General features: G+C 70.9%; 16 protein-coding genes. 7 read left to right on the top strand and 9 right to left on the bottom strand.

Annotated features, from left to right (window positions below; translation table 11 throughout):
* Positions 1–3: 3 nt before the first annotated feature.
* Complete coding sequence (locus FOF48_RS14215; RefSeq protein ID WP_143901795.1) at positions 4–837, bottom strand: class II glutamine amidotransferase; 834 nt, start codon at positions 835–837, stop codon at positions 4–6.
* Between the two features lie 212 nt (positions 838–1,049).
* On the opposite strand from FOF48_RS14215, the gene dnaK reads away from it, so the two are divergent.
* Positions 1,050–2,657: a molecular chaperone DnaK gene (dnaK, locus tag FOF48_RS14220; protein WP_143901797.1), complete on the top strand. Its 1,608-nt coding sequence runs from the start codon at positions 1,050–1,052 to the stop codon at positions 2,655–2,657.
* A gap of 842 nt (positions 2,658–3,499) precedes the next feature.
* On the opposite strand, the gene FOF48_RS36465 is transcribed toward dnaK, so the two are convergent.
* Positions 3,500–4,066 (bottom strand): hypothetical protein, encoded by a 567-nt coding sequence (locus FOF48_RS36465; RefSeq protein ID WP_186001900.1) that lies wholly within the window; start codon positions 4,064–4,066, stop codon positions 3,500–3,502.
* Positions 4,067–4,121: 55 nt separating this feature from the next.
* Here FOF48_RS36465 and FOF48_RS37065 point away from each other — a divergent pair, with 55 nt between their 5' ends.
* Both FOF48_RS37065 and FOF48_RS14230 read left to right on the top strand, forming a co-directional pair.
* On the top strand, positions 4,122–5,105 hold the full coding sequence (locus tag FOF48_RS37065) for a DnaJ domain-containing protein (RefSeq protein ID WP_255442166.1): 984 nt from the start codon (positions 4,122–4,124) through the stop codon (positions 5,103–5,105).
* Between the two features lie 21 nt (positions 5,106–5,126).
* Complete coding sequence (locus tag FOF48_RS14230) at positions 5,127–5,891, top strand: CvpA family protein (protein ID WP_143901798.1); 765 nt, start codon at positions 5,127–5,129, stop codon at positions 5,889–5,891.
* Here FOF48_RS14230 and clpX read toward each other — a convergent pair.
* Entirely contained in the window at positions 5,881–6,957 is a 1,077-nt protein-coding gene (gene clpX / locus FOF48_RS14235; RefSeq protein ID WP_143901800.1) for an ATP-dependent Clp protease ATP-binding subunit ClpX, read from the bottom strand. The genes FOF48_RS14230 and clpX overlap by 11 nt on opposite strands.
* 234 nt (positions 6,958–7,191) lie before the next feature.
* Between clpX and speA the strand changes: the two genes are divergently transcribed.
* Positions 7,192–9,201, top strand: coding sequence for a biosynthetic arginine decarboxylase (speA, locus tag FOF48_RS14240; protein ID WP_143901802.1), 2,010 nt, complete (start codon positions 7,192–7,194; stop codon positions 9,199–9,201).
* Between the two features lie 13 nt (positions 9,202–9,214).
* On the opposite strand, the gene FOF48_RS14245 is transcribed toward speA, so the two are convergent.
* The 3 genes from FOF48_RS14245 to FOF48_RS14255 all read right to left on the bottom strand — a co-directional run bounded on the left by FOF48_RS14245 (position 9,215) and on the right by FOF48_RS14255 (position 11,568).
* Positions 9,215–9,742 carry a hypothetical protein gene (locus tag FOF48_RS14245; protein ID WP_143901804.1) on the bottom strand — a complete coding sequence of 176 codons (528 nt, stop codon included), beginning with the start codon at positions 9,740–9,742 and terminating at the stop codon, positions 9,215–9,217.
* Between the two features lie 144 nt (positions 9,743–9,886).
* Positions 9,887–10,315: an OsmC family protein gene (locus FOF48_RS14250; RefSeq protein WP_143901806.1), complete on the bottom strand. Its 429-nt coding sequence runs from the start codon at positions 10,313–10,315 to the stop codon at positions 9,887–9,889.
* A 29-nt stretch (positions 10,316–10,344) separates the two neighbouring features.
* Complete coding sequence (locus tag FOF48_RS14255) at positions 10,345–11,568, bottom strand: deoxyhypusine synthase family protein (protein WP_143901808.1); 1,224 nt, start codon at positions 11,566–11,568, stop codon at positions 10,345–10,347.
* A 195-nt stretch (positions 11,569–11,763) separates the two neighbouring features.
* On the opposite strand from FOF48_RS14255, the gene FOF48_RS14260 reads away from it, so the two are divergent.
* The gene (locus FOF48_RS14260; RefSeq protein WP_143901810.1) at positions 11,764–12,591 is read left to right on the top strand and encodes a PHP domain-containing protein; all 828 of its coding nucleotides are present in this window, start codon (positions 11,764–11,766) and stop codon (positions 12,589–12,591) included.
* Between the two features lie 18 nt (positions 12,592–12,609).
* Here FOF48_RS14260 and FOF48_RS14265 read toward each other — a convergent pair whose 3' ends face one another.
* Positions 12,610–14,154 (bottom strand): methyl-accepting chemotaxis protein, encoded by a 1,545-nt coding sequence (locus FOF48_RS14265; RefSeq protein WP_143901812.1) that lies wholly within the window; start codon positions 14,152–14,154, stop codon positions 12,610–12,612.
* 259 nt (positions 14,155–14,413) lie between these two features.
* Here FOF48_RS14265 and FOF48_RS14270 point away from each other — a divergent pair, with 259 nt between their 5' ends.
* Positions 14,414–14,782, top strand: coding sequence for an NADH-quinone oxidoreductase subunit A (locus tag FOF48_RS14270; RefSeq protein WP_143901814.1), 369 nt, complete (start codon positions 14,414–14,416; stop codon positions 14,780–14,782).
* Between the two features lie 6 nt (positions 14,783–14,788).
* Positions 14,789–15,352, top strand: coding sequence for an NADH-quinone oxidoreductase subunit B (locus FOF48_RS14275; RefSeq protein WP_143901816.1), 564 nt, complete (start codon positions 14,789–14,791; stop codon positions 15,350–15,352).
* A gap of 80 nt (positions 15,353–15,432) precedes the next feature.
* Here the strand turns inward: FOF48_RS14275 and FOF48_RS14280 are convergent, their stop codons facing one another.
* Together FOF48_RS14280 and FOF48_RS14285 are read right to left on the bottom strand one after the other, a co-directional pair.
* Positions 15,433–15,798, bottom strand: a complete 366-nt coding sequence (locus FOF48_RS14280; protein WP_186001901.1) for a PaaI family thioesterase — start codon at positions 15,796–15,798, stop codon at positions 15,433–15,435.
* Complete coding sequence (locus FOF48_RS14285) at positions 15,788–17,959, bottom strand: sulfatase-like hydrolase/transferase (RefSeq protein ID WP_143901820.1); 2,172 nt, start codon at positions 17,957–17,959, stop codon at positions 15,788–15,790. Before FOF48_RS14285 ends, FOF48_RS14280 begins: the two co-directional genes overlap by 11 nt.
* Positions 17,960–18,071 lie beyond the last annotated feature (112 nt).

The following is an 18,071-nucleotide window of genomic DNA, read 5'->3' on the forward strand; positions in this document are numbered from 1 at the left end:
GCGTCAGGATGGCGGCAGGTGCTGGACCTGGAGGTCCGAGCCCACCACCAGCGTCGTGCCGGGCCCGAGCTCCACCCAGCCCTGCGTGCGGGTGACGTGGCTGGCCACCACCACCGTGCGGCGCCGGCGGTGCGCGCCCACCTCCGGATGCGTCTCCGGGGTGCCCGCGTCTAAGCCGCAGCGCGCGCACTCCGCGCTGCCCTCCAGGCGCGTGTAGTAGAGCGGCGACTCGCCGCAGCGGGTGGCCAGGAGCACCGTGCCGTTGGTGGCCACCAGGTTGAGCGGCGGCGTGCGCACCCGGCCCGCCTGGACGAGCGCGGCCTCCACCTCCCGCACCGTGCCCCGAAGGACGCGCCCCGCGACCTCCGGCTCCAGGCGCGGATCATCCGTGCGCCCCAGCTCCCGCAGGCGGGTGAGGAAGAGGGCGAAGAGCACCTCGCTGCCCGTGGGCCCCCGCACCTGCCGCTGAAGATGCTCCGGCACGTGGGAGAGCAGTGGACCGCGCAGGGGCTCGAAGTCCGGCAGCGGGTCTTGATGGGCGAACAGCCAGTGGCGGGCCCGGAAGGGCTGGGTGTTTTCCTCGGGCGACATGCCGGGCGGCAGCAGGCCCGCGTGGAAGAGCACCGCCTCCGACTCGTGGGGAGGCCCCAGGTCGTCCAGGGTCACGTCCGTCCCAGGTGCCAGGCGGCGCAAAAGGACCTCCTCCTGGGCGTAGGAGCCCACGCCCAGGGCGTTGACCCGCGCGTCCGGGCGCAGGACGACCTGGGACGTGAGACGGTGCAGCTCGCACCGCAGGAGATTGGGGTCCGACGACAAGGCGGCGAGGATGGCGGACAAGGCTGTTACCCCCCTTCCCTTCAAGGGATAAGTCCCGTGGGGCCCCGCTTCAGCGCGGCCCACCTGCTCCCCTGCTCTGGCGCTAAGCCCTTGAAATGGCTGGCATTTGACCACTCCGTGAATTGACACCTCACATCGTGGGGCCTAACCTCCGTCCGCTTCTCGGCACCTCCCCCCGAGGGACCGGGGTGCAGGACTTCACCGGAGACGGAATGGCGGACGACATCGCAATCGGCATCGACCTGGGCACGTCGTATTCGTGCGTGTCCGTCGTGCACGAGGGTCAGCCCACGGTCATCCCCAACGAGTGGGGCGAGACGACGCATGCCTCGTGCGTGTCCTTCCTGGAGGAAGGGTCCGTGCTGGTGGGCAACGCGGCGAAGAAGAACATCATCACCAGCCCCGAGATGACGGTGTACTCGGCCAAGCGGCTCATTGGCCGGTACTACTTCTCCGACGAGGTGAAGAAGGCGCAGGCGGTGATGCCGTACCGCATCGTCGAGGGCGAGAACAACTCGGTGCGCATCGGGGTGCGGGAGCGCAGCTATTCGCTCCCGGAGATCTCCGCGCTGGTGCTCAAGGAGATGAAGGCCGTGGCGGAGACGTACCTGGGCCGCGAGGTGACCAAGGCGGTCATCACCGTCCCGGCGTACTTCAACGACAACCAGCGTCAGGCGACGAAGGACGCGGGCCGCATCGCGGGGCTGGAGGTGCTTCGCATCCTCAACGAGCCCACGGCCGCGGCGCTGGCGTATGGCTTTGGCCGGGACGTCAACCAGCGCGTCGTGGTGTACGACCTGGGCGGCGGCACGTTCGACGTGTCCATCCTGGAGATTGGCAAGGACGTCTTCGAGGTGCTGGCGACGGCGGGCGACACGTACCTGGGCGGCGACGACTTCGACGACCGCATCATGACGTGGATGGCGGACGACTTCCTGAACCGCACGCGGTTGGATTTGCGGCAGAACAAGTACTGCCTGCAGATGCTCAAGGACGCGGCGGAGAAGGCGAAGATCGACGTGGGCCAGTACGGCACGGCGGACATCCTCTGCCAGGGCATCTGCCAGGACGCCAACGGCAACGTGATGGACCTGCGCAACACGCTCAACCAGGACCAGTTCAACCGGATGGTGATGGACCTGGTGCAGCGCACGTTCAAGGTCTGCGACGAAGCGCTGCAGAGCGCCCGGCTGACGGCGGCGGACATCGACGCGGTCATCCTGGTGGGCGGGCCCACGCGGCTGCCCATCATCCGCAACTCGGTGAAGCACTACTTCCAGAAGGAGCCTCTGGAGGGCATCAACCCGGATCAGGTCGTGGCGATGGGGGCCGCGCTCCAGTCGCACGCGCTGCTGGACAGCAAGACGGAGACGTTCCTGGTGGACGTCACGCCGCTGACGCTGCGGATCGGGACGGTGGGCGGGTACACGGAGAAGATCATCGACAAGAACACGCCGGTGCCCATCGACCGGTCGAAGACCTTCACCACCAGCCGCGACGGGCAGGAGAAGGTGAAGATCCGCGTGTACCAGGGAGAGTCCAACCGCGCCGAGGAGTGCGAGATGCTGGGCGAGTTCGAGTTCTCGGGCTTCCGCATCGGGTATCGCGGCGAGGTGAAGATCGAAGTGACGTTCGAGATCAACACGGACGGCCTGGTGAATGTCTCCGCGTGTGACGTGGAGACGGGCCAGAAGACCTCCACGACGATCACGTTGTCATCGGGCATGACGGAGGCGGACATCCAGCAGTCGATCCAGGCGAACCGCAACACGCGGCTCGCGGGCCACAACAGCAACGACCTGCCCGCCGTGGCCAGCTAGGCGCCGCCGATGTCCGAGCCTTCCGACCCGACCTCTGGCGCACCGCCAGGGCCTGTGGCCCCCGCGGCCCCCGCGCGTCCGGCGACGCCCGCCCTGCCTCGGGTGACGGCGTCCGTGCCTCCGGCCATCGCGCCCACGACCCCGCCGGCCGCGCCACGCGCGCCGGGAGCCGTGGCCCCGCCTCGGGTGGCTCCGCCCGCGGGAGCAGCCACCCGCGCCACGCCGCCCCCCATCGCACCTCCGGTGCCGGCGGACCAGCCCGCGTCAGGGCCGGTGGCTCCGGCGGCGAGGCCTGCGTCGGGTCAGGTGCCTTCGGCGGCGCCCGCGACTCGACCTGCTTCGGGTCAGGTTCCTTCGGTGACTCCGGCTGTACGACCCGTGTCGGGTCAGGTGCCTCCGGTGGCCCCTGCGACGGCGAGGCCTGCTTCAGGTCAGGTGCCTTCAGTGGCTCCGGCGGCGCGGCCCGCTGCGGGTCAGGTTCCTTCGGTCGCTCCGGCGACGCAGCAGCCCGCTTCGGGTCAGGTTCCTTCGGTGGCTCCGGCGGCGCAGCCCGCTTCGGGTCATGTTCCTTCGGTCGCTCCGGCGGCGCAGCAGCCCGCTTCGGGCCCAGTGCCATCAGTGGCTCCGGCGGCGAGGCCTGCGTCGGGTCAGGTTCCTTCGGTGGCTCCGGCGACGGCGAAGCCTGCGTCAGGCCGCGTGCCTTCGGTGGATCCTGCGGCACAGCCCGCTTCGGGTCCGGTGGCTCCGGCGACAGCGAGGCCCGCTTCAGGTCAGATGCCTTCGGTCGCTCCGGCGGCGCGGCCCGCTTCGGGTCCGGTGCCAGCAATTCCCGCAGCGGCGACTCAGACGTCCCCGACCGTGGCTCCGGCAGCGAAACCTGCCGCATCCCCTGGCGTGCCCTCGGTCGCCCCGGCCACGGGCACGCCACCGCGTCCCACTCCCGCAGGAATCGCACCGCTGGGTCCCACCGCCGGATCGCGGCCCACGGTGGCCGGGGTCCCCGCTGTTGGCGTGGCGAGCGCGACGGCTCCTGGGACCGCGCAGACACGGCCCACCGTCAGCGCGATGCCCGCCGTCGGAGCAACGCCGATCCAAGGCACGCCGGCCCAGGCACGGCCCACCGTCAGCGCGATGCCCACCGTCGGCACGACGCCGACCCAGGGCACGCCGGCCCAGGCGCGCCCCACCGTCGGCGCGATCCCCGCTGTCGGCGCCGTGACGCCGCCCCAGGTACGTCCCACCGTCGGCGCAGTGACGCCGCCGCAAGCTCCCGCCAGCGCCCGGTCGACCGCCAACGCAATCCCCACCGTCGGCGCGGTGACACCTCCCGTGGCCCCCGCGGCGATGCCTCGCGTCGCGCCCGTCGTGCCGCCCACCGCGAGCGCCACACCCGCGATGCCTCCGGCCATCGCGCCAGCCAGAGCGGACGCACCGCCATCGGGCCCCGGAGTGACACCGCCTGCGATGCCCCCCGCGCCCCGCCCGCCCAGCGCGAACATCCCGGCCGTCCAGCCCTTGACCCTCGCGGTACCGGCCGTCGCCCGGGTGCCCGCCGTCGCCCCGGCGCAGGTCCCTCCCGCCGCGCGTCCCGTCCCCGTCGGAGGCCCGCTGACGCCGCCCCCCATCGCGCCTCGGATCAGCCCGCCCGCCATCGCTCCCGCCGGCGCGCCCCCGATGCTCGCCGTCGGACAGGCCATCCCGCCCATCGCTCCGGCCACGGCCGCGCCGCCGCGCCCTGGCAACCGGCCCACCACCTCGCTGCCCGCGGTCGCGCCCGCGGGATCCCCGCGCCCCCTGACCCCGGTGCCGGTGGCCCCGCCCCGCCCGCCCGCGGCGGCGCTCATGCCCCCACCGCCGCCGTCCTCGGCCGCGGGTCCAGCCCTCACTCCGGAGCAGCTCGATGACCTGGAGTCCCGCTGCGCGAAGCTCGACCAGATGGACTACTTCGAGCTGCTCGGCCTGGACCGCTCCGCCGTGCCCGGCGACATCAAGAAGGCCTTCTACAAGGAGAGCCGCGTCTACCACCCGGACCGCTTCTTCCAGCTCGAATCCAAGGCCCTCAAGGACCAGGTGAACGAGCTCTACAAGCGCGTCACCGAGGCCTATTACGTCCTGCGCGACGACACCAAGCGCAAGAAGTACCTCACGGACATCGCCGGCCCGGACCGCGCGCAGAAGCTGCGCTTCACCGACGCCTCCGAGTCCGAGACCAAGGCCGCCGCGAAGAAGGAACAGGAAGAGCAGATCGGCACCCACCCCAAGGGCCGTCAGTTCTATGCCCAGGCCCAGAAGGACCTGGACTCCGGCAACCCGTCCGCCGCGGAGCGCAACCTCAAGATGGCGCTCACCTACGAGCCCTCCAACGCCCGCTACAAGGAAGCCCTCGCGGAAGCCCAGAAGCAGACCGCGGAGAAGACCAAGGGCGAGTCGTCGTTCAAGATCCGCTAGCGGCCCCCAGGAGCCCCCCGCATGGTCATCGACCTCATCCTCCTGGGCATGGTGCTGTTCTTCGGCGTCCTCGGCGCCCTCTCCGGCGCCGCCCGGCAGGTGGCCAACTCGGTGGGGCTCGCGGCGGGCTACTTCGTCTCCCGCAAGCTCGCCCCCATCGCGGGCCCCAAGCTCGCCGTCGCCCTGGGCTCGCCGCTGCTCATCGGCACCCTCTTCGGAACGGTGCTCCTCTTCGTCGTCACGTGGCTCACCGTGCGCTACGCGCTGGGCGCGCTGCTCCTGCGCTTCCTCTCCGGCAAGAACCCGGACGAGCGCGGCGTGGATCGCACCCTGGGCTTCGTGCTCGGCGGCGGCAAGATGGCGGCCCTCTTCTGGGTCTGCCTGAGCGCGCTCACCTTCATGGAGCAGCACGTCATCGTCGCCGGCAAGCGCCTGGGCGTGGCCCCGAAGGACTCCGTCGCCTTCGACCTGTCACGCCGCTTCAACCTCTTCGAGCTGACCCAGTTCGCGCCCCTCCAGGACCTCGTGCGCGTGGCCCAGGCGACTCACGATCCCGCGAAGGCCAAGAAGCTCCAGGACGACCCGGCCTACAAGGCCCTGCGCAAGGATCCGCGCTTCCAGCTCGCGCTCCAGCATCAGGACCTGCAGGACGCCCTGGAGCGCGGCGACACCCGGGCGCTCCTGCGCAACGACGTGGTGCTTCAGCTCATCCAGGACCCGCAGGCGGCGGCACGGCTGGGCGCCGCCGCCCGGGCCTCCGAGCGGCCCGCCCCCGTCAAGCGTTGAGCTCCACGTCGTCCAGGCTCGCGAGCCGCGCCTTCACGAGGCCCGCGTCCACCGTCACCTGACGGTGCCGCCGCTCCGGCGCCTCGAACATGATGTCCGACATCACGTGCTCCAGGATGGAGCGCAGGCCGCGCGCCCCCAGCCCCCGCGCCATGGAGTAGCGCACAACCTCGCGGAGGCCGTCCTCCGGGAACTCCAGCTCGATGTCGTCCAGCGACAGCAGCTCCTTGAACTCGCGGGTGATGGCGTCCGGCGGCTCCCGGAGCACGCGCAGCAGGTCGGACTCCCCCAGCCGCTCCAGCTGCACCATCACCGGCATGCGGCCCAGGAACTCCGCCATCATCCCGAAGTCCACCAGCTGCTTCGGGGAGATGCGCTTCTCCTTGCGCCGGGCCCCCAGCGCGTCCGCGCCAAAGCCCATGGCCCGGCCCCCCTCGTCCCCGAAGTCGTGCAGGTCGCTGAAGGTGCCCGCGCAGATGAAGAGGATGTCGCGCGTGTCCACCTGCACGAAGTCACTTTTGTTCCACGCTTGCGTGACATTCATGGGCACGTGCACCTCGCGCCCCTCCAGCAGCTTCAGGAGCGACTGCTGCACGCCCTCGCCGCCGATGTCGCGGCTGCCCGCGCCGTTGCGCGCCCCCTGCGTGCGGCGGGCGATCTTGTCCACCTCGTCGATGAAGATGATGCCCCGCTGGGTATCCTCCACGGAGTGATTCGCCTTGAAGAGCAGGTCGGACACCATCACCTCCACGTCCTTCCCGTAGTAGCCCGCCTCCGTGTACTCGGTGGCGTCCACGGTGGTGAACGGGACGTGGAGGATCTCCGCCAGGTTGCGCGCGATGTGCGTCTTGCCACTGCCCGTGGGTCCGATGAGCAGGATGTTGGACTTCTTGATGAGGGACTGCCGGCGCATCCGCCGCGCCTGGATGCGCTTGAGGTGGTTGTGGGCGGCGATCGCCACCGCACGCTTCGCGGCGTCCTGCCCGATGACGAAGCGGTCCAGTCGCTCGAAGATCTCCCGCGGGGTCAGTGGGGCTGCCTCTTCCCTGCGTGCGGACGACTCCATGTACCCTCCCCGTGTGTCCACTCAGCCTCCTTGCGCTGCCTAGGTGGAAGGGTAGGAATTGGATGCTGACCGGCCCAGGAGGGCCAGCACCGGGTTTTGGCCCCCGCTTGCCTGCTCGGTCTCCGTTCAGCCGGCTATTGAATGCCCGGGACGTTTCCGATAGTCCGGCCCCCCTCCCGTGTTGATGGGAGTTTCCACGCAGTCGCTAGTCCCTCCGGAGGCAACGAAACAACGATGCCCGCTCCCGCCCCTCAGCACCGCTGGACCCTGGCCGATGCCCATGAGCTGTACGGCATCCGGAACTGGGGCTCGCCCTACTTCGGCATCAACGACAAGGGCCACGTGTGCGTCCATCCGGACGGGCCCGCCGCTCCGAGCATGGACCTCAAGGAGCTGGTGGACGAGGTCCGCCGCCGGGGCATCGGCCTGCCGCTGCTCTTGCGGTTCACGGACGTGCTGCGCCACCGCGTCGTCCACCTGAACAGCGCGTTCAAGAAGGCCATCGCGGATCAGGGCTACAAGGGCCTCTACCGCGGCGTGTATCCCATCAAGGTGAACCAGCACCGCTACGTGGTGGAGACCATCATCGAGGCGGGCAAGGAGCACACCTACGGGCTGGAGGCCGGCAGCAAGCCGGAGCTGCTCGCGGTGATGGCGCTGCTCGACAGCGAGGACGCGCTCGTCATCTGCAACGGCTACAAGGACGAGGAGTACATCGAGACGGCGCTCTTCTATTCGCGCCTGGGCCGCAACGTCATCCTGGTGGTGGAGAAGCCCAGCGAGCTGCCGCTCATCGCGGAGGTGGCGCGCCGCACCGGCATCTCGCCCCGCCTGGGCATGCGCGTGAAGCTGTCCACGCGCGGCGCCGGCAAGTGGGAGGCGTCCGGTGGCGACCGCTCCAAGTTCGGCCTGTCCTCGTCGGAGCTGATGTCCTGCATCGGCTTCATGAAGGACGCGGGGCTCCTGTCCTGCTTCGAGCTCTTGCACTTCCACCTGGGCAGCCAGATCTCCAACATCCGCAACGTGAAGAACGCGCTGCGCGAGGTGGGCTGCTTCTACGTGGAGGTGGCCCGCCAGGGCGCGCCGCTCAAGTACCTGGACGTGGGCGGCGGCCTGGGCGTGGACTACGACGGCTCCCAGACGAACTTCGCCTCCTCCATGAACTACACGACGGAGGAGTACGCCAACGACGTCGTCTTCGGCGTGATGGAGGCGTGCGACCGCGCGGGCGTGCCGCACCCCACGCTCGTCTCCGAGTCCGGCCGCGCCGTCGTCGCGCACCACGCGGTGCTGGTGGTGGACGTGCTGGGCACGAGCGAGTTCGACCCCTCCCAGACGCCCGACAAGGTGGACGACAAGGCGCCCTCCGTGGTGCGCAACCTGTATTCCACCTTCCGCGAGGTGACGAACAAGAACGTCATCGAAGCGTTCCACGACGCGCAGGACGCCAAGGAGGAGAGCCTCCAGCTGTTCTCCCTGGGCCACCTGTCGCTGGAGCAGCGCGTGGCGGCGGAGAACCTCTACTGGGCCATCTGCCACAAGATCCTGCGCGTGGCGCGCGAGGCCGGGGAGATTCCGGAGGAGCTGGAGGCGCTGGAGAAGCAGCTGTCGGACACCTACTTCTGCAACTTCTCCGTGTTCCAGTCGCTGCCGGACTCGTGGGCGATTGATCAGCTCTTCCCGATGATGCCCATCCACCGCCTCGCGGAGAAGCCGACCCGGCGCGCGACGCTGGCGGACATCACCTGCGACTCGGACGGGAAGATCGAGCACTTCATCGACAAGCGCGAGGTGAAGGACGCGCTGGAGCTGCACGCGCTCAACAGCGACGACTACTACCTGGGCATCTTCCTGGTGGGCGCGTACCAGGAGATCCTGGGCGACCTGCACAACCTCTTCGGGGACACGCACACGGTGCAGGTGTCGCTGGCCCCGGGCGGCGGCTACCTCATCGACCACGTCGTCGCCGGGGACACCGTGACGGAAGTGCTCAACTACGTGAGCTACAACAAGGACGACCTCGTCGCGAAGCTGCGCCGCTTCACGGAGCTGGCGCTGCGCCAGGGACGCATCACCCTGGACGAGTCGCGCAACCTGCTGCGCGTCTACGAGGACGGCCTGTCCGGCTACACGTACCTGGAGCGCGAGGTGGACGCGACGTTCACCTCCGCCAGCCAGCTGCGCCTGCTGCCCGGGCCGGAGAACGGGACCGCCCGTCCCCCGGTCGCGCCCTCGGGGACCTGAAGGCGCTGACGCTTCACCCCTCCGCCGGGACCGGCAGCTCCTCGCCGGTCTCGACGGATGTGTCCATGAAGGCGGCCTCCGTCGAGCGCAGCCGCAGGGTCCGCAGCGTGGCCAGCTGCGCCTCGGCGCGCTCGGCCAGGAAGGCGAAGTCGAACCGCGCGAGGCGCGGCTCCTTGCGCGAGAGCGTCTCCAGGCTCCTCCACACGGACATGCGCCCTTGGGCGTCCACGCACAGGCCCTCCAGCTCCACCAGCCGGCTCAGCGGGGAGTAGCGCAGCCAGGAGCCGTTGAGCTTCAGCCGCGCCAGCTTCTCCACCAGCCACGCCCCGCCCACCTTGAGCGGATCCGGCTTCAGCTCCAGCACGGCCAGCACCGCGAGCAGCATGGCGCGGTCCTGCTCCAGCAGCGGCGTGAGCGTGGCCAGGTACTGGCCCACGGCGTTGCTGCGGTTCTCGTGCTCCGTCCGGCGGGCCAGGTCCACCCCCACGGTGGAGGCCAGGAGGTGGTCGTTCAGGTAGCTGCCCAACCGCTTCAGGTTCATGTCGCGCGTCCTCCGACGGAGCCTCGCTGGAGCCTCGCTGGAGCCTCCAAGGGCTCCCGCCAGGGTGGTCACGCGCGGGCGACGGCGCACGGCATCACGGGGGCCTGGAGGGCGGGCGGCCGTCCAAGCCCCCGAGGGGGCGGCTCAGTCCGGATAGCTGAACGACGTCGCCACCTTCACGTCCGGATGGAGGCTGCGCGCCACCGGGCACTCATGGGCGATCTTCTCCAGCGCGGCGCGGTGCTCCTTCGAGAGGCCGGACGGCATCTGGATGGACAGCACCAGCTCGCCAATGCGGCGCGGCGGCGGGGTCATCCGCTTCTCCACCGACGCGCGCACCTCGCCCAGGGTGATGCCGTCGCGGTTGGCCACCAGGTGCATGGTGGTCACCACGCAGGACATGAGCGCCGTGGCCACCAGGTCCGTGGGGGAGAAGCTGCCGCCGGTGCCGCCGTTGTCGCGCGGCGCCTCCGTGGGCAGCGTCGCGCCGGACGGGCCGTGCGTCACCTGCGTCTTCAACTGGGGAGCGCTCACCAGGGACATCACCACACCCGTCGCGGGCTGCTGACTCATCACCGTCTCCTTGGGCAAGGACTGCGTGTCTAGCGGACGTAGCTGTCGTGGGCCTTGGCGTCCTTCTTTTTGGAGGGCTCGGCCTCCTCGACGCTCCAGTCCAGCGTCTTCATCAGCGACTTGCTGCGCTTCTTGACGTCCGCGTCCAGGAACTTCACCGCGTCATCCAGCTTGTCCATCAGCCGCATCGGCTTGCGCTTGTTCTTCGGCTCGCTGAACAGCGCGTGCGTGAGCCACGGGAACACCGCCGTCACGTCGCAGTGCACGTACATGGAGCCCGTCTCCACCGCCTCCACGGACACCTTGCCCCAGGTGTGGCCCTCGCCGGCCGGGCAGCTGGACAGCGCGCCGTTGTCCACCGGGTCCACGCAGAACTGCACGTCGATGTCGAAGCCGGACGTGGGGACGTTGAGGATTTGGTCCAGCAGCGGCTCGCCCTGGAGCGTGTAGTTCTTGGGCACGCCGCCGCCCAGGATCCAGATGGCCAGCTTCCCGCTGCCGTTGTGGCGGCAGTAGTGCTGCATCGCGGCCATGGAGAAGACGTCGTCGTTGATGTCCAGCTCGAACTTGAACGCGTCGCCCAGGAGGCGCTTCAGCTTCACGATGTTGAGGAAGATGGAGCCGTCCTGCACCGCGCCCACCCAGATGGGCACCCCGTGCTTGTAGCAGGTGGACAGCAGCGACGGCTGCTTGACGCCCAGCTCCTTCTCGATGCCGTGGATGGCCTTGCCGAGCAGGTAGTGGAACTCCGGCGTGGTCATCTTCTTCTGGAACTCCGGCTGCCGGAGGATGGCGGAGAAGAGGCGGTCGGTGTCCAGCAGCGCCTCCTCCCAGAAGCCCAGGTCGTAGATGCGGATGATGCGCGCCAGGCGGTACTGAAGGTCACCCGCGTTGGGGTTCACCTCGCGGATGCCGTGGCCGATGATGCGGTGGGCGTCGTGGTAGAGGTTGGCGCCCGTGGTGGTGATGGCGGAGATGATGCCCTTCTCCACCAGGGGAATCAGACAGGACTGGTGCAGACCCGCGGGCGTCATCGCGCCGGACAGCGTGAGGAAGATGGACGCGTCCTGCTGCACGGACTGCTGCATCAGCTCGAACGCGGTGCGCTCCTGCCGGCCCACGTAGGCGCTGAACGCGTGCGCGAGCAGCTCCGCCGGCTTCTCCTTGCCGGTGATGGGACGGGGATCCGCCTTGCGCGCGTTCGCGTAGGCGGCGCGAAGGGAGGACTTCTTCGGGGTCGGGGTCTTGGCCATGGCGCGGCGATCTAACACCGCCTGCCTGCCAAGGGGAGGCCCGCCTTCAGCCCTGCCCCCGCCCAGGTGGCTTCCGGCCGACAGGAACAAACCCCGGGCCGTGCGGATTCACACAGGGCTCGCTCTTCGGGTCCCTTCCCACGGGGACATGGCGTAAGAGTGCCCGCCGCCTCGCCCTCCGGAGGGTCTTCAGCCGTGATCGACCTGCATTCGCACACCACCGCCAGTGACGGCCAGTACCCGCCCGCGACGCTGGTGGCGCGCGCCGCCGCCGCGGGGGTGACGGTGCTGGCGGTGACGGACCACGACACGGTGGCGGGCCTGGCCGAGGCGAAGGCCGCCGCCCTGACGCACGGCGTGGAGCTGGTGCCCGGCATCGAACTGTCCGCCTTCGTGTACGGCAAGGAGGCCCACATCCTGGGCCACTTCCTGCGCCCGGAGGACCCCGACCTCGCGCGCTTCGCGGACCGGCTGCGCGACGAGCGCACCTGGCGCATGGAGGCGATGGTGGCCCGCATGCGCGAGCTGGGCTTCCCGGTGCGCATGGAGCACGTGCGAAGGGTGGCCGGGGACGCGCAGCTGGGACGGCCCCACCTGGCCCGGGTCCTGGTGGATCAGGGCTGGTGCGTGGACATGAAGGCCGCCTTCGACCGCTTCCTGGGCACGGGCCGCGCCGCGTGGGTGGAGCGCTTCAAGCTGGAGGGCGCGGAGGCCATCCGGCTCATCCGCGCCGCGGGCGGCACCGCGACGCTCGCCCACCCGGGCTCCTCGAAGATGGAGCGCGGGGAGATCCAAGCGCTGGCGCGGGCCGGGCTGTCCGGCCTGGAGGTCCTGAGCGCGGACCACAACCCGGCCGTGCGGCAGAAGTACCTGGCGCTCGCGAGCGAGTTCGACCTGGTGCCCACCTTCGGCAGCGACTTCCACGGCGAGGCCGTGGCGCCGGACCACCGCCTGGGCGTCGCGGCCATGCCCCCGGAGCTGTTCCTGAAGCTGCGCGCCCGCGCGCCGTCCAGCGCGGCATGAGGCAGCGCCCAGGCGCCTTCAGGGGCGCGGCTGGGCCTTGAAGCGGCTCGTCACGGCGGTGAGGCCTTCAGCGACGGCCTGGAGGTCCTGCGCGATGCGTGTGGTGCGGCCGGTGGCGTCCACGCCCTGCTTCACCAGGTCCGCCACGTTGCGGGCGCCCTGCACGGCCTGCTCGCTGGACTGACGCTGCTGCCGGGTGGCGATGGTGATCTGCCGCGCCGCCTCGCTGGTGCCTCGCGCCAGCTCCACGATGCGCAGGAAGACGGCGGACGCCTGCTCGGCCACCTCCACTCCCCGGTCGCTGGTGGCCATGCCCACGCGCGCCTTGGACGCGGCCTCCTCGCCGGAGTCCTGCACCTTCTCCACGATGCGGGCGATGTCGCGCGCGGACGCGGACACGTTCTCCGCCAGCTTGCGCATCTCCGCGGCCACCAGCGAGAAGCCCCGGCCCACGTCGCCGGCCTTGGTGCCCTCCAGCGCCGCGTTGAGCGCCAGCAGGTCGCTGCGCTCCGCCACCTGGTTGATGACCTGGGCGATCTTCGAGACCTGCTGCAGGTCCTTGTTCAGCCCGACGATGGCGTCCGCCACGCCCTTGGATTCGGTGCGGATGTCGTTGATGCCGCCCACCACCTGGGCCACCACCGCCATGGCCTCGGCCACCGCGTCGTGGGTGCGCCGCGCGCTGGACTCCACCACCTCCGTGGAGGAGGAGATCTGCTCCGCGGTGCGGCTCAGCTCCTCGAACGTGGCGGCGATCTGCTGCGCGTACGCGGCCTGCTGGCTGATGACGTGCTCCTGATCCGCGGAGGCCCCCATCAGCCCGCGCGACGCGCTGGAGAGCTGTTCGGTGCGCGTCACCAGCTCCATCACCGTGGCGCGCAGCGTGCCCAGCATCTCGTTGAAGGACGTGGCCATCTGCCGCACCTCGCCGGCGGCGGACACGTCCAGCTCGCCCCGGAACACGTCGCCGCGGGCCACCTCCCGCGCCACCTGCGTGACGCGCGAGACCGGGTCCGCGATGGCGCGGCTGATGATCACCGCCAGCCCCAGGCCCAGCACCGCGGCGCCCAGGTAGCCCAGCAGCGAATAGCCCTCCGTCGCCGCCAGCGCGGCCCGCACCTCATGGATGCCGAAGCCCGCCCGGTACACGTGGCCGCCGCTCTCGCAGCGCACCACCACCGCCTCCGACAGGCGCGCCACGGTGCACGTGCCCGGCTCCGGCAGGGGCGGCTGCGTCAACCCGGCCGGCACGCGGCCCCGCAGCTCCACCACCGACCCGTCCGCGCGGGACAGCTCCTGGAACAGCAGCGTGAAGCCGCCGGAGTCCACCTGGGAGAAGACCTCATCGCGCCGCGCGCGGGCGTCCGGAGCGCTGTCCGGCAGCGCGAGCGAGGGGTGGCGCGCCACCAGCGTCCCCAGCGTCATGGCGCGCCCGGCCAGCACCTCCACGCCCGCGGCCCGCTGCCGGGCGGGGAAGTACACCCCGCTGAAGAACACCACCGCGAGGCACGGCAGCAACACCGCGATCGCGACCTGCATCCGCAAGGTCAGCCGGCCCCACATGTCCGTGACTCCCCGGGCGATGATCCGAACAACCCGGTGACGCTAGGCGTGGGCTCCCCCAGCGTCAAACGACCCCGGCCCCGGGGCGGGCGGCCCTCGGCCCCGGGCAGCGGCAGGCGTCCGGGCGGCGATGCCCGGGGGGGATGAGCGCGGTGGATGGGTTCCCCTTTTCGGCCGTCTTCTCAAGGGGTTGGCGAGTCCAGGCCCGGGGCGTTTCCCTTTGACATGGCGCCAGCGGTGTCATTAGGTTCCGCGCCCGATGACTACACCCCTCGCACCGTACCTGCCGCTGGCGGTGGTGCTCCTGCTGGCCGGCGTCCTCGGGATGATCATTCCGCAGGTCACCACCCGGCTGGGCCCCAAGCGCCCGAGCAGCACCAAGTCGGCCCCCTTCGAAGCAGGCTCTGAGTCGAGCGGTCCCGCTCGCCAGCGCTTCGCCGTGAAGTTCTACGTCATCGCGCTGCTCTTCATCGTGTTCGACGTGGAAGCGGTGTTCCTGTACCCCTGGGCGGTGAACTTCCAGGCACTCGGCTGGTTCGGCTACGTGGAGATGCTGGTTTTCGCGTCGACCCTGGTCGTGGGCCTTATCTACGTCTGGAAGAAGGGCGCCCTGGACTGGGAGAGCTGAGACATCATGGCTGACACCGACATCGCTCCGATCATGACCACCCGCCGGGAAGAGGCCACGGGCTTCTTCCAGAAGCTGGTGTCCAAGGGCCTGGGTTGGGCTCGCAAGTACTCGCTCTTCACCTACCCGTACGCCACCGCGTGCTGCGGCATGGAGTACATGTCCGTGGCCGCCAGCCGGCACGACATCTCGCGCTTCGGCGCGGAGTTCCCGCGCTTCTCGCCGCGCCAGGCGGACCTGCTGATGGTGGTGGGCACCATCAACCTGAAGCAGGCCCCCATCCTCAAGCGCGTCTACGAGCAGATGACCGAGCCCAAGTGGGTCGTGTCCTTCGGCGTGTGCGCGTCCTCGGGCGGCTTCTACGACAACTACGCGGTGCTCCAGGGCATCGACCGCATCATCCCGGTGGACGTCTACATCCCCGGCTGCCCGCCGCGCCCCGAGCAGGTGCTCGACGGCCTGATGCTGCTGCAGGACAAGATTGGCAACCAGGTGCACCGGCTGCGTGACACCGGCCAGCCCAACGAGACGGCGGAGCACCACGCCCGCATGCTCTCCGCCGGCAAGTAGTCCCTTCGCCGCCTGCCTCACGAACGGGCCCCGCGCCGCCTCTCTCGAGGCCGGTGACGGGGCCCGCGGCGTTCCAGGGCCTACCAGCGGTGGTACGCGGGGTGCCCTTCCTTCACCGCCACGAAGGTGCCCTTGCAGGTCGCCGTCACCTTGCCGTTCGCGGTGAGGACGCCCTCCACGACGACGCGGTCGCCCTGGATGTCCACGGGCTTCGCGGACAGGTGCAGCGGGCCCAGGGGCGTGGGTCGCTTGAGGACGATGGTGTAGTCGGCGGTGACGGTGCACGGCGGGGTGGTCGCGCCCTGCGCCTTCATCAGGTGGTAGGCCGCGGTCCAGTTGCAGTGGCAGTCCAGCAGCGCGCCGATGATGCCGCCGTTGAGCACGCCGGGGAACGCCTGGTGGTGCTCCTCCGGGGTCCAGTCCGCGACGACGAGCTCACCCTCCACGCGGCTGCGGATGCGCAGTCCCTTCGGGTTGGCCGGGCCACATCCGAAGCAGGCGTTGTGGGGGGCGTATGTTTCCTGGAGGCCGGGGGTTTCGGTCGTCGACATGGCCGGCGACTCTACGTGAAGCGGGCTCCGGCGCGCGCTCCCGTGCGTCATCCAGCCAGTCCGCCAGCGCTCGCGCGTCAGCCCCCGCACACTCCCCCGAGCAGGTCCGCCGCACGCTGCCGTCCGCCTGCGGCCGGTCCACCACCCAGCGCTGCCCATCGAAGGCGCCGGTGTCCTTCTCCCTCAGCACCGCCGCGTCCGCGTCATCGCCCATCTCCACCACGCCGTCCGGGCGCAGGCGGTACGCGTCGAAGGTGCGCGGCGCGCCGGGCCAGTGGCCAGGGTCGAAGACCTCCGGGCTCACGTGCGTGTAGCCCGTCTCCGCGTACAGGGGCGTGAGCGGCCGCGCCTCCCCGCGCAGCAGCGGCGCGAGCGACACCCCGTCCATCTCCGGCAACATGGGCAGGCCCGACAGCTCCAGCAGCGTGGGCCCCACGTCCACCAGCCGCGCCAGCGCCTCCACCTCCGCGGGAACCGGCCCCCGCCCCACGGGCGGCTTCACCGCGAGCAGGATGCGGTTCTCCTCCTCGCCCAGCCGCGCCCCGTGCACGGACGTGGCGCCCGCCAGGTCCGGCCGGTCCGCGTGGAAGCTCTCGCCGTGGTCGGACATCAACACGATGAGCGCGTCGTCGTAGCGCCCGGACTCCCGCAGCGCGTCCAGCAGCGTCCCCACCTGCGCGTCCGCCTGCGCGAGCAGCTCGTCGTAGAGCCCCTCCGCGCCCTCGCGGTTCCAGGAGCCCTTCGCCCCCGGCGTCACCGGCGCGAAGTGCATGCGCAGCCGGCGCTCCAGCGGCTCGGACGCGGACACGAAGCGGCGGTAGAACGGGTACACCGGGTCGCCCGGGAAGTGCGCCGCCGTGGCGTGGAAGGCGAAGAGCAGCGGGCCCGCTCCGGCCTCCGCCACCAGCCCGCCCGCCAGCCGCTTGGCGTACCCCAGGGGATCATGGATGCCGGCCAGCGCCCGGTTGTCGATGAACTCGGGCACCCACGCGGCGCCCAGCGCGTTGTCCGCGAAGAGCCCCAGCGCCCGGTAGCGCAGCTTCTCCAGCGCGAAGTTGAGCGCCCCGCGAGGCGGCTGCCAGCGCGTGGCGAAGCCGGAGGCCGGCCCCTCGAAGTGGAAGCGAGAGCAGTCGGTGGCGAACACCGTGCGCCACCCGGCCTCCGCGAAGCGCTGCGCGAAGGTGGGCGCCAGCACGAGCCGCGCGTCGGACGTGAGCGGGTAGCGCACGCCCGTGCGGTACGGCCAGCGCGCGGTCAGCAGCGAGCGCCAGGCGGGCTCCGTCTGCGCCACCGGCGTGTAGGCCCGCGTGAAGAGCGTGGCGTCCTGGAGGAAGCGGTCCACATGGGGCGCCACCCCGCGCCCCGTCGCGCCCAGCCGGTCCGGCCGGAACGCGTCGATGCCGATGAGCACCACCAACGGCCGCCGGAGGGTCTCCGCCGGAGAGCGCACCGTCAGCCCCACCGCGACGACCACGACGCCCACCGTCACCACGGCCCAGCAGAAGCGCTCGGCGCGAGCGGCGACCGGCGCCCTGGAGGAAGCAAGCCAGCGCAGCGCCCGCGCGCCCAGCACCATCAGGTGCGCCGCCACCCAGGCTCCGGCTGCGGCCCGCGCCTGCCAGGGCTCGCCGTGATCCACCAGCCACGCGAGCACCGGGCGCGCCACCGGCAGGTCGTCGAAGAGCGCGGGCCGCGCCAGGGCCCGGTCCCACGCCCAGAACCCCAGCAGCACCGCCCAGTGAAGGAGCACCAGCCCCGCCGTCCCCCACCCGCCCCGCCGCGTCCAGGCCCGGGCCAGCACCGCGGCCCCCAGCCCCAGCAGCGCGCCCGCGACGACATAGACCGTGGCCACGCGCAGGACGACGCCCGGCAGCAACGGCCGCACCGCCGCCGCCAGCGCCGCATAGGGGCCGTCCAGGGGGATGTCCACGCCCACCACGCCCGCCTTGAGCAGCCAGGCCGTCTCGGCCGCGAAGAGCAGCAGCCCCAGCAGGGCGCCCAGCGCCAGGCGCCCCGCACCGGCGCGGAGGAAGGAAGCGACGGACCGCACGGACATGCCTCCACCGTCTACCGCGTCCGGGCATTTCCGTGCCAACTCTGTCTCTCACCGGGCTTCAGGGGAGTCCGGGACGTGCGTGGCGAGCACCTCCGATGCAAGATGGCGACCG

The sequence above is a fragment of the Corallococcus sp. Z5C101001 genome (assembly GCF_007352635.1).
Lineage (GTDB): Bacteria > Myxococcota > Myxococcia > Myxococcales > Myxococcaceae > Corallococcus > Corallococcus silvisoli.

Bases quoted from the DNA above. Each gene is read 5' to 3' on its own strand.
- dnaK (WP_143901797.1), top strand. From the start codon at position 1,050: ATGGCGGACGACATCGCAATCGGCATCGACCTGGGCACGTCGTATTCG.
- FOF48_RS36465 (WP_186001900.1), bottom strand. From the start codon at position 4,066: ATGGCCGGAGGCATCGCGGGTGTGGCGCTCGCGGTGGGCGGCACGACG.
- FOF48_RS37065 (WP_255442166.1), top strand. From the start codon at position 4,122: ATGCCCCCCGCGCCCCGCCCGCCCAGCGCGAACATCCCGGCCGTCCAG.
- FOF48_RS14230 (WP_143901798.1), top strand. From the start codon at position 5,127: ATGGTCATCGACCTCATCCTCCTGGGCATGGTGCTGTTCTTCGGCGTC.
- clpX (WP_143901800.1), bottom strand. From the start codon at position 6,957: ATGGAGTCGTCCGCACGCAGGGAAGAGGCAGCCCCACTGACCCCGCGG.
- speA (WP_143901802.1), top strand. From the start codon at position 7,192: ATGCCCGCTCCCGCCCCTCAGCACCGCTGGACCCTGGCCGATGCCCAT.
- FOF48_RS14245 (WP_143901804.1), bottom strand. From the start codon at position 9,742: ATGAACCTGAAGCGGTTGGGCAGCTACCTGAACGACCACCTCCTGGCC.
- FOF48_RS14250 (WP_143901806.1), bottom strand. From the start codon at position 10,315: ATGAGTCAGCAGCCCGCGACGGGTGTGGTGATGTCCCTGGTGAGCGCT.
- FOF48_RS14255 (WP_143901808.1), bottom strand. From the start codon at position 11,568: ATGGCCAAGACCCCGACCCCGAAGAAGTCCTCCCTTCGCGCCGCCTAC.
- FOF48_RS14265 (WP_143901812.1), bottom strand. From the start codon at position 14,154: ATGTGGGGCCGGCTGACCTTGCGGATGCAGGTCGCGATCGCGGTGTTG.
- FOF48_RS14270 (WP_143901814.1), top strand. From the start codon at position 14,414: ATGACTACACCCCTCGCACCGTACCTGCCGCTGGCGGTGGTGCTCCTG.
- FOF48_RS14275 (WP_143901816.1), top strand. From the start codon at position 14,789: ATGGCTGACACCGACATCGCTCCGATCATGACCACCCGCCGGGAAGAG.
- FOF48_RS14285 (WP_143901820.1), bottom strand. From the start codon at position 17,959: ATGTCCGTGCGGTCCGTCGCTTCCTTCCTCCGCGCCGGTGCGGGGCGC.